Below are 13103 nucleotides of genomic sequence, written 5' to 3' on the forward strand. Positions count from 1 at the left end.
GGAGAAGATTACATGACTATACAAACAATCATAAGTAAAGCTGTCAAAAGATTAAAACTCGAAGGAAAATTACTGACTCCTGACTTTTATGCAGAAGCATTTTGCAAAGAGGCGCAAAAAGCAAATATGCAGGTTGAAGATTGTCAACATATTGACAAGTTCAATGCCATGCTCAACAAAGACTTACAAAAAGAGCTCAAAAAATACAATATAAAAACGATGCATGAGTTTGTGCGTTTGCTGATTTCAAAACTCAACAGAACCAACCCGACGCAGTGTTCAAACCTGCTTGAATCCCAAACATTACTGACAAAAAGGGTACTGCAGGTTATTACTGTACTGCACAACAAAGAAGCGGGTGAGCTTGCACAAAAAACTCTGGAACTTATAGAACATGGTGCCCAGCCTGAACAGTTGGACCAGTTTCGACAACGATGGGTCAATTTTTTAACTACTTATGATGATGCTTTTTTGCAAAAATTGAAAGAGTACGGTGATGTAGATACGCGGGATTTACAAAAAACTATTGAAAATTTACATTTGGAATGTGTTGGTGCACAAGAAAACCAAAGTGTGGATTTACAGAAAATATCAAAACTTTTGATAGCTTCTTTTGTTCCCTCCATTGCTTCAAGTGTGAATGATACGATTGCAGCTTTGAGTGAAAAAATCCAGAAAAATCCTGAACTGCTTGAACATGAAAGTGTTGAAAATGAAATCAGGTCAGCCATATCTTTGCGCATAGCACTTGACAAAAAAACTGTCAAAGAGATGGTAGAGTCTATTGACGGAGTTCTCGATAAACTTTCACTGCGTCTTATAGACATGATAGAGAGTTCTGACAACTCAAATGCCGAAATACAAAAAATAAAACTTGAGTTGGAATCTTATACGGAAGAATCAACTGTAAACTTTGCACTTGCACATAAAAAACTTTTTACAATTGCTGTTGCCTTAGAGAAAAATACACATCTTTTAAGTAAAGATTTGCAGGGACACAGTGAGGAAGTCAAAGCTTTGAGCAAAAAAGTCCGTACACTTGAAAAAGAGCTTGAAGAAGCAAAACAGGAATCAAAAGAAGATTTTTTAACGAAGTTGTATAACAAGCGCGCGCTTGATGAGTTTTTAACGATGAAAGAGGCAGAATACAAACGCTATGGACATAATTTTGTCATTGTTATGTTTGATATAGACTTTTTTAAAAAAGTAAATGATACCTATGGACATGAAGCCGGGGATGCGGTTTTGGCGGCATTTGCCAAAATACTCAAAAAAGAGAGTAGAACAGTAGATATAGTCGGGCGTTTTGGAGGCGAAGAATTTTTGGCACTTTTAAGTGAGACGGATTTGGAAGGTGGTGTGACTTTTGCCCAAAAGGTGAGAAAGCATGTCGAAAAGACTCGTTTTGTATATAAAGGCAAGCGTATTAAAGTGACTGTGAGTGCCGGTGTCGCGCAACGAAGTGATCATATTTCACTTGACGCGACGATAAATTCTGCCGATGAGTATCTGTATAAAGCCAAAAAAGAGGGAAGAAACAGAGCGGAGTATAAAAAATAAACGTGTTAGAGGAATTTCTTAGCAGCAAACCATTATATTATGACACCATAGACTACACCCGTATGCCCAGAGTATACGCAAAAATCAAAGCTTCATTAAAATTGCCAAAAATTATTCATCTTGTGGGAACAAACGGAAAAGGGACAACAGGACGTTTTTTGGCGTCAGCCTTGTACTCTTTGGGGTTTACTACGGGGCATTATACCTCTCCGCATATACTGACTTTCAATGAACGCATTTGGTTCAACGGAGAAAATGTCAGTGATATACTCTTAAACGAAGCACATCAAAAGCTTTTATCGCTGTTGGACCCCCAGGATGCAGATTCATTAAGCTACTTTGAATATACAACACTTTTGGCAGTTTTTTTGTATCAGGAGTGTGACTATATTGTTCTTGAGGCAGGGCTTGGCGGAGAGCATGATGCAACAGCGGTATTTGAAAATATTTTAACGCTTGTGACACCGATTGGTTTTGATCATGAAGCTTTTTTGGGTTCGGATATTTTGTCCATAGCAACGACAAAACTCAATGCTATGCAAAAAAAAGTAATTGTGTCCAAACAGCCACATAAAGAAGTGATGCAGATTGCCAAAAAAATCGCACAGGAAAAAAATATCCATGTCGCAGATTACAGTGAACTTTTAGATGCACAAGACAAAGCGAAGATTGAAAAAATTGCCAGGTATCACAGGTTGGCGTGCTATTTAAAAGAAAATTTAATGGCAAGTATCGCGGCATTAAAGAGTCTGGGCATTTCGTACGAAGCAGAAGACTTTAAGCATGCAAAATTATTTGGCAGACTTTCTCAATTAGAGACAAACATACTGATAGATGTGGGACACAACACGCTTGCGGCACGTTCAATTTATGAAAGTTTAAAAGAGAATAAATATATATTGGTTTATAATAGTTTTAAAGATAAAAATTACAGTGAAATACTTACTGTTTTACAGCCGATAATTGAACATGTGGAAATTATAGCTGTAGAAGATGAAAGAATAGAAGAATTGAGCAAACTCAAAAAGGCAATAGAGGATTTGCAGATGAAACACACAAGCTTTCAAGGGATAGATGCAAATAAAAATTATCTTGTTTTTGGCTCCTTCAGTGTTGTGGAAACATTTTTGAAGGTGCATGGTGGATAATCATTTTACGGTTACTATTCATGATGACAACGGTGTCAAGCAGTTTAATGTTCACAAGTTTATAAAAAAAGCTTTTTTGTATACCGGACTTTTTTTACTGAGTATTGTACTGATTGCCGCAGGAACTATTTTGTATTTAAATGCCAGTGTAGATAAACTGCAGAGTAAAAAAAATGAAGTGGCACAGGCATATAAAGAGATGCTGCGTCAAAATCAAGCCTTGCAAAAAGAGATGAAGAGTACAACACATTCCCTTTTGGCAAAAGAAAAAGAGCTTGATGAACTTTCAGATTCTTTGTCTCAGATTGAAACGCTCATAGGGCTCAAACCTCTTGCGACTGAATCTTTGGCCGAAAGAGTAAATATGACAATGCTCAGTTCATCGCACAGAGCAACACTGCTGGAACTTATACCAAGCGGATCCCCTGTAAAATACCATGGAATTACAAGCAAATTCGGCTACAGAATACACCCGACACTGCATAAAAAAGAGTTTCATCGTGGTTCTGACATGAAAGCGAAATTCAATACTCCTGTGTATGCAACGGCTGACGGTATTGTTGAATGGGCAGGGCTGCACAGGCGCAGCGGTTTTGGAAAACTTGTCATACTCGAACATGTGTATGGTTTTAAATCGTACTTTGGACATTTAAACAAAATTGTGGTAAAGTCAGGACAATTTGTAAAAAAAGGTGATTTAATTGCCTATACAGGCAATTCCGGGCTCAGTAACGGACCGCATTTGCATTATGAAATACGCTTTATTCACCGTGCATTAAATCCGTATTATTTTATAAAATGGACACAGCAAAATTATGATGAAATTTTTAAAAAGGAGAAAAAGATACCATGGCAATCTTTAATAATGGCAACATCACGGATAAAAGTGATAAAACAGATGCAAACACAGCAATTGTCACAGCCGGAGCAAAAATCAAAGGCGAAATAGAACTTACATGCAATCTTTATATAGACGGAGAGTTAGAGGGGTTTATAAAGTCGTCCAAAGAGGTGAATGTGGGTAAAAACGGACATGTAAAAGGCGATATTACAACAAAGCGTCTCGTGGTTCAAGGCCTGGTTGAGGGGAGTATACATGCAGACCGTGTTGAAATAAAAGCGGCAGGACATGTAAATGGCGAAATTACCTCGCTTGAACTTGTCATAGAGGCCAAAGGTATTTTTCAGGGAAACTCAATAGTAAAAGAAACAGGAAAGTAATGTCACAGGCAATTTTATTTAATCATTTTAAAAACAATGCACAAAAAGATGCCCTTGAAGTTTTGGTATGTGAAGATGCAAAAGAAGCATATGAACTTGAAAATGTAGCAAAGTTTTTTGGACGGGATGTTGTTGTTTTTCCCGATTTCAGACCAGGTTACGGTGATGATTTGCGTTCTTACAAAGAAGAGTTGCACGAACTCTGTTTTGCTTTAAGAACATACCATTTTTGCGCGAAAAAACCGCTTGTAATATCTCCTTTAAAAACACTTCTCTTTCATTTGCCAAAAAAAGAGCTGCTCGGTGAGATGAGGCTTGAATTTGGCTCAGAGATTAATCTCAAAGAGTTTAAAGAGCAGATGCTTTACTGGGGATACACTTTTGTTGATATGGTACAGGTTGCAGGTGAAATTTCTCATCGTGGGGATATTATAGATATTTTTGTACCTTCTTCCGAAAATCCGATAAGAATTTCCCTCTTTGACAATGAAATAGAACAAATAAAATCCTTTGCCCTTGAAACACAAAGAACCCTCGGCGATGATTTGGAAAGTGTAGAAATACGAAGTGCTTTTTATGCTCTGGATGAAGCATCCTACAATGCCTTGCATCAAAAAATACAAAAGAGTGAATTTGATGCACTCAACAAAGATGTAGCCTCTTTGGGCTTTTGGCATCTTGATGAATTGGCAGAGAATTTTTTAGCAGGCAAAAATGTCAAACTTGTCAGAAATTTAGACAATATACTCAAAGATGCCTACGGTATAAACAATCCGCAGCTTCCAAGAGATGCTTTTGATCTTGAATTGTTAGAAGAAAACGATGCCGTCAAAGAGTTGGTTGTTGTCAATGCCGCCCAGCTTTTAAAAGTACATCCAAACAAGAAAGTAACGCTCATTGCTGCAAATAATGCGACAATAAAACAGGCCGGTATTTATGATACAACAGGTTTAAGCATTGTAGAGGCTCCTTATATATTAAATATTATTACACCTGATGAGCTGGTTATATCACTGAACAAAGCCGATAAAAAACGCCGCAGAAGAAAAACCTCTATTCTTTTGGATGATTTAAAAGCAGGTGATTATGTAGTTCATGAAGATTATGGTGTTGGTATCTTTGAAAAAATCGAAAAAACCGAAATACTCGGCGGAGTCAAAGACTTTATCGTCATTAAATATGTTGGTGATGATAAAATACTGCTGCCTGTAGAAAACCTCGACTATATTGACCGTTACATTGCAGGAGGCGGTGCGACACCTGTACTGGACAGGCTGGGAAAAGGAAGCTTTGGCAAACTCAAGGCAAAGGTAAAAAAAAGGCTGCTTGAAATTGCAGGACAGATTGTTAACACGGCAGCAGCAAGAGCGCTTATAAAAGCACCAAAGATTTCCTTGGATAAAAAAGAGCTGGAGCAGTTTCAGGCACTTTCAGGCTTTGAATATACAGATGACCAGACTCAGGCTGTTGAGGAGATACTCTCACAAATGAGTTCAGGGCATATAATGGACCGACTTTTAAGCGGAGATGTCGGTTTTGGTAAAACAGAAATCGCACTCAACACTATTTATGCAGCCTACAAGTCAGGCTATCAGTCGGCATTTATTGTACCAACTACACTGCTTTCAGCACAGCACTGGCGTTCTTTGGATGAGCGGTTTAAAGATTTGGGTATCCGTTATGCAAAACTTGACAGATTTGTCACCACAAAAGAGAAAAATGCAGTTATTAAAGGGCTGGCAAGCGGTGAAATAGATTGTGTTGTCGGGACACATACGCTTTTTGGACTGGAATTTAAGAAACTTGGCGTCGTTATTATAGATGAAGAACACAAGTTTGGCGTGAAGCAAAAAGAGAAAATCAAAGAGCTCTACCATAATGTGCATCTGCTCTCTATGAGTGCAACACCGATTCCGCGATCACTCAATCAGGCACTCAGTTCCATAAAAACAATGAGTCAGCTATTGACAGCGCCGAGTGAGCGCCAGGGTGTAAGGACTTTTGTAAAAGAGTATGATGAAAAGCTGATAAAAGAGGTTATTTTGAGAGAACTTCGTCGTGGCGGTCAGGTTTTTTATGTGCACAATTCAATTGACCATATGCCTATAAAACTGGGAGAACTGCAGGCCCTGTTACCTGACTTGAGAATGCTGATGCTGCATTCTAAAATATCGGCAGTGGAAACAGAAAAAGAGCTGCTGAAATTTGAAGCAGGCGAATATGATGTCATGATAGCCACCTCCATTATCGAGAGCGGTATTCATATGCCCCGTGTCAATACCATCATTGTAGACGGTGCAGACAGATTTGGTATAGCAGATTTGCATCAGCTTCGCGGGCGTGTAGGTCGTGGACACAATGAGGGTTTTGCCTATTTTATTGTACAAAACAAAGAAAATTTGACAGATGAAGCCAAAAAACGCCTTTTGGCATTAGAATCGAACTCCTTTTTAGGCTCGGGTTCTGTGCTGGCACATCATGATTTGGAAATTCGCGGCGGCGGGAATCTTGTAGGAGATGCACAAAGCGGACATATTAAAAATATCGGCTATTCTCTGTATCTTCGAATGCTTGAAGATGCTATAAAAGAGTTGAGCAATACAGCCGAGGGAGAGCGGGCAAAGGTAGATGTAAAACTGAGCATATCCGCTTTTATCAGTGATGAAATTGTACAAGAAGACAGGTTGCGTTTAGATATCTACAGAAGACTTGCCCAGTGTGAAAGTGCTGTGGAGATCTATGAAATAGAAGAAGAGGTAATAGACCGCTTTGGCGAATTGGACATTCCTACCAAACAGTTTTTTGAATTGATGGTTATTAAACTTTTGTCCCTGGAGAAAAAAATCAAAACGATTTCAAACTATGGACAAAATATCACATTTACCTATTTAAATGAGTCCAAGGAGACAATAAAATCAGATTCGAAAGATGATGATGACATTATTAAAGCAACACTGTACTATTTAAGAAACAGCAAACCAAAAGTGCTCTAGTTGGTCTATATTACTCTTTTTTTAAGCGCTTTCGGTGCTGCGACTTTATTGCCGGTAGTGAGTGAAGCTGTATTGGTTTATGATATTACAGCCGGTTACAATATTTATGCTCTGCTGGGTGTTGCTACACTCGGCAATACCCTTGGTTCCTGTTTGAACTACTTTTTGGGCAAAAAAGGGGTTGATTATCTGGCACAGAAAAAATATGTAAAAATGAGAGCGTATAAAAAAGCCGAATCAATGTTTGATCGTTACGGTGCCATCGTGCTGCTGCTCTCCTGGGCGCCGATAATCGGTGACCCTATTACTTTTGTAGCCGGTGCTCTGCATTATAACTTTAAAAGATTTTTTTTGCTTGTTCTGTTTGCAAAAGGTATTCGTTATATTCTGTTGGCACTTTTTTTTATCTGATTTTTATCTCTTTGGAAAAAGCTTCAAAAATTCGGTAGGTACTCCAGTGATAGGGCATAAACTCCGGGTGCCACTGCAGACCCAGAATGAAGTCTTCATTGTCTGTTTCAATGGCCTGTATGAGGCCGTTTGTATCTTTTGCTGCAATTTTCAGCCCTTTTCCAAGTGTTCTCACTGTTTGATGATGCAGGGCATTGACTTTTAATTTTTCGGCTTTGAGAATTTTATGCAGATGGCTTTTTGGTTCTATTTTGATGGTGTTTTGAGGCAGCAGAGAATGCGGATGTCTAAAATCCAAATCCATTTCCGGTATATGCGGGTGAAGTGATCCGCCCATAAAGAGATTGATAAGCTGCATGCCTCTGCATATTCCCATAACGGGAATGTTTTGTGTGAGTGCGCGCTCAAGTAAAAAGAGTTCCATTGCATCACGCAGTGGTTCGGTTTTTTTTACACTGGGGTGCCTGGATGTATGAAAAGTATGCGGATCAATATCCACACCTCCTGTAAGCACAAGCCCATCCATTTGGGTGTTCTTGTCCCAATTATCAGGATGCAAAAACCTTGCATTCACACCAAAAAGCGTGAGCAAAGCACGACTTGTCACCCAGGCACTGCGACTTCCTTTGCTTGAGCCTGTTATGATTATATTTGTTTTTTCAGCCATACATTTACCTGCTGCAACCACTTCTCTTTTTTCAAAAATGAAAAAGGGTCAGTGAGGTATTTGCTGTATTCGCCGGCAAGTTGTGCAAGCATCTCTTTGTCTTGAGCGAGTTTTTCAATGATGACCCAGCTGTTCCAGGCATCGTAGGTGTGCCACTCTTTTTTGTCAACCTTGGAGTTTGGAAGGCGATAATGATAGGCAGGACGTGGTGAAATTTTTTCTTCGGGAAGTGTCTTGAAAACCTGATTGGAATCTATCCAGGCAAGCAGAGGCAAGAGGTCCAGCGCGCGATTACGGGTAGGGTTATATTGCATATAGTCACAGATAAACCGGTTCATATCCGGTTTGTAAGAGGCTTTGAGTACTTTTTGTATATACTCCTCTTCAAAAGGTTTGATATAGGGGCTGATTCTGCGTACAATATCAGGTTGCAGCCATAGCACAAGCGTCTCATAAAGAATGAAAAAGGCCCTGAGTGTATCAATAATTTCTGTTACTTCAAAAGAGAAGGCCTGAGGATTGATATGAAAGCCAAAGGCATAGAGAGGATTGGCATCAGTTCCAAGTGCTCCGTTTATTCGAAACGTCTCTTTTATCTTCTCTATAATTGCAATTTTATCCAAAGGAAGCGGCGGTGTTGTGATTTCATAAGGCACGATAGTTTGAGAAAGGGTGGCTATGAACTCTTCCAAAGCCAGTGCAATTTCTGTTTCGATAAACTGATCAAGTCCTATATTCTGCAGCCATTTTTGCAGACCCTGTGAAATAAGAAACTGAAAATCAAGGATAAGATTAAAGTCGCCACAGCAGGTATCTCTGATTTTGTAATGATAAGGATTTATTTTTTCCATACTGCCGGATTCTAGAGTTTCAATAAGTAATTCTGCACTTTTTTGTAACTCTATGGCACTGTATTCAAGTTCAAAGCCGACTTTTCGAAGCTCATTTGAAGCGTTGATACGTACAGGTGGTTGCATAAAATGATTCATACTGCAATTATACTGTTTTTAAAGAAAAACAGGGAAAAGATTTGGCTATAATTCTAAAAAACAAACGAAAAGAATTATACATTGAAAATAGCATTTATAGGCGATATACTAGGTCAGCCTGGACGTATTATGTTGCGGGATTATCTGAAGAAAATAAAAGAAGAACACAAAATAGATTTTGTCATTGCAAATTATGAAAATGCTTCTCACGGTTTTGGGTTGACACTCAAAAATGCAAATGAACTCTTCTCCTACGGCATCGATGTTATGAGCGGAGGCAATCATACCTGGGATAAAAAAGAGATTATTCCTCTTTTAGATACGCATGAACTGCTGCGGCCCCATAATTATCCTGAGGAAGTACCGGGAACCGGTCTGCGTATTTATGATATAAAGAGTGAAAAACTTGCTGTCCTTAATATAATGGGGCACTATGCAATGCCCTATACTGACAATGCCTTTCGCTGTGCAAAAAATACGGTTGAGGAGCTGCACACGCAGGAGATAAAAAATATTTTTGTTGATTTTCATGCTGAAGCTACAAGTGAAAAACGTGCACTGATGATGATGCTTCAGGGAAAAGTAAGCGGAATTATCGGGACACATACTCATGTAGGCACTGATGATTTTCAAATTGTAAACGGTACGGCATATATGAGTGATATAGGGCTTACAGGGTGCCGTGACAATATTATAGGCATGGACAAGGATGTTCCTGTAAAACAGTTTTTGACAGGTCTAAAAGGGCATTTTGATATTCCAAAAAAGTGTAAAAAAATTCTGCAGATGGCTGTCATGCAAATCAACGACGGCAAATGCAGTGAAGCATATAAACTGAAAATTTTTGATGACAGCAGAGTGATTAGAACCGAGGCATGGCTGGATTAGGCGGCAGTTACTCTGTAGTAGTTGTCATTTGCAATATAGGTATTGATAAATTTCTGTTTTAAAAGAGTGTTGCGTTGTATGTTTTCAGGCTGTTTGACCTCTTGTGTTAACGCTGTTTTGGGTTTTTGCGCAAGAGAAAAATAGTGAGAATTTTCACTGTAGGCATTCTGGGCACTGCTGATTTTTTTTATTTTTTCAAATTTTGTTTTGGCATACTCTTTTTTGGGTGTATTTTGCTGTTGCAGTAACTGCTGGTTGTGTAATGACTTATAGTTTGAAATATAATTGAGTGGTATTTTTACAGAAGAAGCAACAACTTTTTCAAGGCTTTTTGAGAATACTTTTTCTTGCTCTTGAGAGAAATTGTCTCTTTCATTTTGCGTATTCTTATCTATTTTTGATGTGTGCTTGTTTGGTATATATGTATTGTATGATGAAACAAACATCTTTTTTCCCTCTTCAAAATTTCCGCAATTAGTCTATTATACCATAGAATCTTTGATATAATTATAAAAAATATTAAGGCATATTTATGAGTGCAAATATAGTAATAGTTGAGGATGAGGAAGATTTGCTCGAACTGTTGGAATACACCCTGGAAAAAGAGGGATTTGAAACAATAGGCTTTTTAAATACAAAAACAGTTGTGCAGATTTTAGATGAAGAAGATATAGATTTACTTATAATGGACAGGAACCTTCCCGGTGTTGAAGGAAGTGAGTTTGTTGCAAAACTACGTGATGAGGGGCTTGATATACCCGTTATATTTTTAAGTGCAAAAGACAGAGATGAAGATATTGAGAGTGGCTTTTTGCGAGGCGGAGATGATTACATCACGAAACCGTTTAATATGAAAGAATTGGTCCTTCGCATCCGATCTGTGTTAAAAAGAACTTCAAAAAAATACAATAATTCAAAATTGCTTTTTAGAGATTTACTGCTTGACAAAAGCAGCAGAACATTACATGTAGACGGAAGACCTGTTGATGTGACAAAGCTTGAATTTGATCTTTTAAGTGAATTTATCTTAAATAAAAACAGTGTACTTGACAGGGATTATCTGCTTGAAAATGTTTGGGGTGACAGTGAAAACCACCAGTACAAGACTGTCAATGTTGCCATCAACAGGCTCAAAGAGAAGATAGACCCGGACAAGTCAAAAGACTATATACAAACAGTTCGCGGAGTAGGGTATAAAATATGTTAACAAATTGACATATTTTTAGCTTTCTTGATTTTTCTTGGTTATATTGTTGCTCTTAGGAGTAAGAATGAGAGATTTTCGAACGATTATAGAAGTTTTCAAAGAGCATATTGCGAATGGATCAAATACGAAAGTATATGATAAGGATGTGGCAAATTTACTAAATATTTCCCAATCAAAATTTGCAACAATCAAAAAAAGGAACTCTACCCCTTTTGTTGAGATATTAGAGTATTGCCATCAAAAAGATTTGTGCTGCAGTGAAATTTTTTTTGATTAGATTTTTGACTGAACAGTGACCTTTTTTGCCTCAAACATCTCTATCGCCTTTTGGATCATCGGCTCTTTTGTGATGTCTGTGCCGTTTGTTTCATCTTGCACAGAAGGCTCGTCACAGTTTGTGACACAGCTTGCAGCACCGCCTGCTTCAATGTCCTCGACGGTAGAGCCGCTTTGCATTTCGGGCTGTTGTTCGACGGGTTGTGATGCCTGTGTCTGTGGTTCCTCTTCTGTTTCTAACTTCGTGCAGGCAACTCCTTTTATTTTTGTCTCAAAACTAAAGGTTTCACGAACAAGCTGTTTAATGACCGCATATCCGTGTTTGAGCACTTTTTTACACTCTTCGTCCGCACAACTTTCCCAAGTCAGTATGTTCTTTTCATAGGAAACAAAGCGAATATTTTTTGTAAAACACTCACCAAGTGCATAGTTTCTGTCTGTGATTCTTTCTATGAGCGTTTGAAAAGTGAGAAGATGCTCATTGGGTGGTATTTCCTGCGTATTTTCTGCAGAGGTTTCTTTTGCGACTTTGCCGTTCATCTCAGGGGTAGTTTCCTGCATTTTTATTTTTACAGGAGAGGAGGTTTGCACCTCCTTTTTCTCTTCCTGTGATACAATAATTTCAGGACGTTTTACATCTTTTTCAAAAGATTCTATCATCTGATCAATTTCCCGTATTTTAAGCGCTTCTGTCATCTTGAAAAATATCATCGAAAGCACAAAGGAACCATCGGCATTAATGCTGAAAAGATATTTTGATTCACTCAGTATTCTAAAAAACCTGTCAAGTACCAGTGTAGAAAAAAGAGCATCCTGATTATACATTTTATCTTTGAGATAAGCGATGAGTTCGTCTACAACCATTTCACTTTCGTAATCTTCCAGTTCTTTTGTATACTCTACCAGCCGTGCATAGTCTTTTGCAAAAACAGTATCGAAAAGTTTACTGATAAATTTTGGGTCAACCAGTCCGAGCATATCTGTAACGGTACGAACATCAACATGGTTTTTTGAGTAGATTATTGCCTGATCAAGCAATGTCAGCGTATCACGAAGACTTCCGCTCCCGCTTCTTGCGAGAATTTCAAGCGCCTCTGTTTCATACTCTATCCCCTCAAGTTGCAAAATATGGGCAAGATGATCAACGACCTTGTTTGTGGCAATACTTTTAAATCGAAAATGCTGTGTTCTGCTTAAAATTGTTGCAGGAAGTTTGAGCGGGTCAGTGGTTGCAAGGACGAACTTGACATATTGGGGCGGTTCTTCAAGTGTTTTAAGCAGGGCATTAAAAGCCTCTTTTGTGAGCATATGTACTTCATCAATAATGAAGATTTTATATCTGGCAACGGCCGGTTTGTATTTTGTCTGTTCTATAAGGTCACGAATATCGTCGATTTTACGGCTGCTTGCCCCGTCCATCTCTATGATGTCCATATGACGATTCTCTTTTGCCATCACACAGTTGGAACATTTGTCACAAGGTTTATGGCTCATTCCTTCTTCGCAAATGAGTGCTTTAGCAAAGATACGGGCAGTTGAAGTTTTTCCGCTCCCGCGCAGCCCTGAAAACAGATAGGCATGAGAGAGTCTGTTTGAATCAAGTGCAAGTGAGAGAGTCTGTGCTATCGTCTCTTGACCGATAAGTTCATCAAAGTTTGACGGACGATATTTTCTGGCTAAAACTTCATGCGCTTCTTTCAAATTCATACTCCAAATTCAGGTAAATAGATTTTAGCAGAGAGT

General features: G+C 38.5%; 13 protein-coding genes. 9 read left to right on the top strand and 4 right to left on the bottom strand.

Translation table 11 applies throughout. The features are described from left to right. Positions 1–12: 12 nt before the first annotated feature. The 6 genes from MLC35_RS03055 (at position 13) to MLC35_RS03080 (ending at position 7333) form a co-directional block, all read left to right on the top strand. The gene (locus tag MLC35_RS03055; RefSeq protein WP_434581237.1) at positions 13–1560 is read left to right on the top strand and encodes a GGDEF domain-containing protein; all 1548 of its coding nucleotides are present in this window, start codon (positions 13–15) and stop codon (positions 1558–1560) included. A 62-nt stretch (positions 1561–1622) separates the two neighbouring features. Further along, complete coding sequence (locus MLC35_RS03060) at positions 1623–2708, top strand: bifunctional folylpolyglutamate synthase/dihydrofolate synthase (RefSeq protein ID WP_434637764.1); 1086 nt, start codon at positions 1623–1625, stop codon at positions 2706–2708. Next, the gene (locus MLC35_RS03065; protein WP_230973255.1) at positions 2698–3657 is read left to right on the top strand and encodes a peptidoglycan DD-metalloendopeptidase family protein; all 960 of its coding nucleotides are present in this window, start codon (positions 2698–2700) and stop codon (positions 3655–3657) included. Before MLC35_RS03060 ends, MLC35_RS03065 begins: the two co-directional genes overlap by 11 nt. After that, positions 3558–3929: a bactofilin family protein gene (locus MLC35_RS03070; RefSeq protein ID WP_151900903.1), complete on the top strand. Its 372-nt coding sequence runs from the start codon at positions 3558–3560 to the stop codon at positions 3927–3929. The genes MLC35_RS03065 and MLC35_RS03070 overlap by 100 nt, the downstream gene beginning before the upstream one ends. Next, entirely contained in the window at positions 3929–6922 is a 2994-nt protein-coding gene (locus tag MLC35_RS03075; RefSeq protein ID WP_434637767.1) for a DEAD/DEAH box helicase, read from the top strand. Before MLC35_RS03070 ends, MLC35_RS03075 begins: the two co-directional genes overlap by 1 nt. Further along, on the top strand, positions 6923–7333 hold the full coding sequence (locus tag MLC35_RS03080; RefSeq protein ID WP_151900901.1) for a YqaA family protein: 411 nt from the start codon (positions 6923–6925) through the stop codon (positions 7331–7333). It abuts the gene before it with no gap. On the opposite strand, the gene MLC35_RS03085 is transcribed toward MLC35_RS03080, so the two are convergent. Together MLC35_RS03085 and MLC35_RS03090 are read right to left on the bottom strand one after the other, a co-directional pair. Continuing rightward, positions 7326–8000: a gamma-glutamyl-gamma-aminobutyrate hydrolase family protein gene (locus MLC35_RS03085; protein WP_434637769.1), complete on the bottom strand. Its 675-nt coding sequence runs from the start codon at positions 7998–8000 to the stop codon at positions 7326–7328. The genes MLC35_RS03080 and MLC35_RS03085 overlap by 8 nt on opposite strands. Beyond that, positions 7979–8977, bottom strand: coding sequence for an amidoligase family protein (locus tag MLC35_RS03090; protein ID WP_434637771.1), 999 nt, complete (start codon positions 8975–8977; stop codon positions 7979–7981). Before MLC35_RS03090 ends, MLC35_RS03085 begins: the two co-directional genes overlap by 22 nt. 93 nt (positions 8978–9070) lie before the next feature. On the opposite strand from MLC35_RS03090, the gene MLC35_RS03095 reads away from it, so the two are divergent. Continuing rightward, positions 9071–9877 (top strand): TIGR00282 family metallophosphoesterase, encoded by an 807-nt coding sequence (locus tag MLC35_RS03095; RefSeq protein ID WP_434637773.1) that lies wholly within the window; start codon positions 9071–9073, stop codon positions 9875–9877. Here the strand turns inward: MLC35_RS03095 and MLC35_RS03100 are convergent. Next, the gene (locus MLC35_RS03100) at positions 9874–10323 is read right to left on the bottom strand and encodes a hypothetical protein (protein ID WP_151900897.1); all 450 of its coding nucleotides are present in this window, start codon (positions 10321–10323) and stop codon (positions 9874–9876) included. The genes MLC35_RS03095 and MLC35_RS03100 overlap by 4 nt on opposite strands. A gap of 86 nt (positions 10324–10409) precedes the next feature. Here MLC35_RS03100 and MLC35_RS03105 point away from each other — a divergent pair, with 86 nt between their 5' ends. Continuing rightward, complete coding sequence (locus tag MLC35_RS03105; protein ID WP_151900896.1) at positions 10410–11084, top strand: response regulator transcription factor; 675 nt, start codon at positions 10410–10412, stop codon at positions 11082–11084. A 64-nt stretch (positions 11085–11148) separates the two neighbouring features. Next, positions 11149–11361 (top strand): hypothetical protein, encoded by a 213-nt coding sequence (locus MLC35_RS03110; protein WP_418641097.1) that lies wholly within the window; start codon positions 11149–11151, stop codon positions 11359–11361. On the opposite strand, the gene MLC35_RS03115 is transcribed toward MLC35_RS03110, so the two are convergent. Further along, positions 11358–13061, bottom strand: coding sequence for a DNA polymerase III subunit gamma/tau (locus tag MLC35_RS03115; protein ID WP_434637775.1), 1704 nt, complete (start codon positions 13059–13061; stop codon positions 11358–11360). The genes MLC35_RS03110 and MLC35_RS03115 overlap by 4 nt on opposite strands. Between the last annotated feature and the right edge of the window lie 42 nt (positions 13062–13103).

The sequence above is a fragment of the Sulfurimonas sp. NW7 genome (assembly GCF_051132265.1).
In the GTDB taxonomy this organism is placed as follows: domain Bacteria; phylum Campylobacterota; class Campylobacteria; order Campylobacterales; family Sulfurimonadaceae; genus Sulfurimonas; species Sulfurimonas hydrogeniphila.

What these genes read in the sequence shown, in the direction of transcription:
- MLC35_RS03105 (WP_151900896.1), top strand. Translation starts at nt 10,410, where the DNA reads ATGAGTGCAAATATAGTAATAGTTGAGGATGAGGAAGATTTGCTCGAA.
- MLC35_RS03070 (WP_151900903.1), top strand. Translation starts at nt 3,558, where the DNA reads ATGGCAATCTTTAATAATGGCAACATCACGGATAAAAGTGATAAAACA.
- MLC35_RS03110 (WP_418641097.1), top strand. Translation starts at nt 11,149, where the DNA reads ATGAGAGATTTTCGAACGATTATAGAAGTTTTCAAAGAGCATATTGCG.
- MLC35_RS03075 (WP_434637767.1), top strand. Translation starts at nt 3,929, where the DNA reads ATGTCACAGGCAATTTTATTTAATCATTTTAAAAACAATGCACAAAAA.
- MLC35_RS03085 (WP_434637769.1), bottom strand. Translation starts at nt 8,000, where the DNA reads ATGGCTGAAAAAACAAATATAATCATAACAGGCTCAAGCAAAGGAAGT.
- MLC35_RS03100 (WP_151900897.1), bottom strand. Translation starts at nt 10,323, where the DNA reads ATGTTTGTTTCATCATACAATACATATATACCAAACAAGCACACATCA.
- MLC35_RS03055 (WP_434581237.1), top strand. Translation starts at nt 13, where the DNA reads ATGACTATACAAACAATCATAAGTAAAGCTGTCAAAAGATTAAAACTC.
- MLC35_RS03065 (WP_230973255.1), top strand. Translation starts at nt 2,698, where the DNA reads ATGGTGGATAATCATTTTACGGTTACTATTCATGATGACAACGGTGTC.
- MLC35_RS03060 (WP_434637764.1), top strand. Translation starts at nt 1,623, where the DNA reads ATGCCCAGAGTATACGCAAAAATCAAAGCTTCATTAAAATTGCCAAAA.
- MLC35_RS03090 (WP_434637771.1), bottom strand. Translation starts at nt 8,977, where the DNA reads ATGCAACCACCTGTACGTATCAACGCTTCAAATGAGCTTCGAAAAGTC.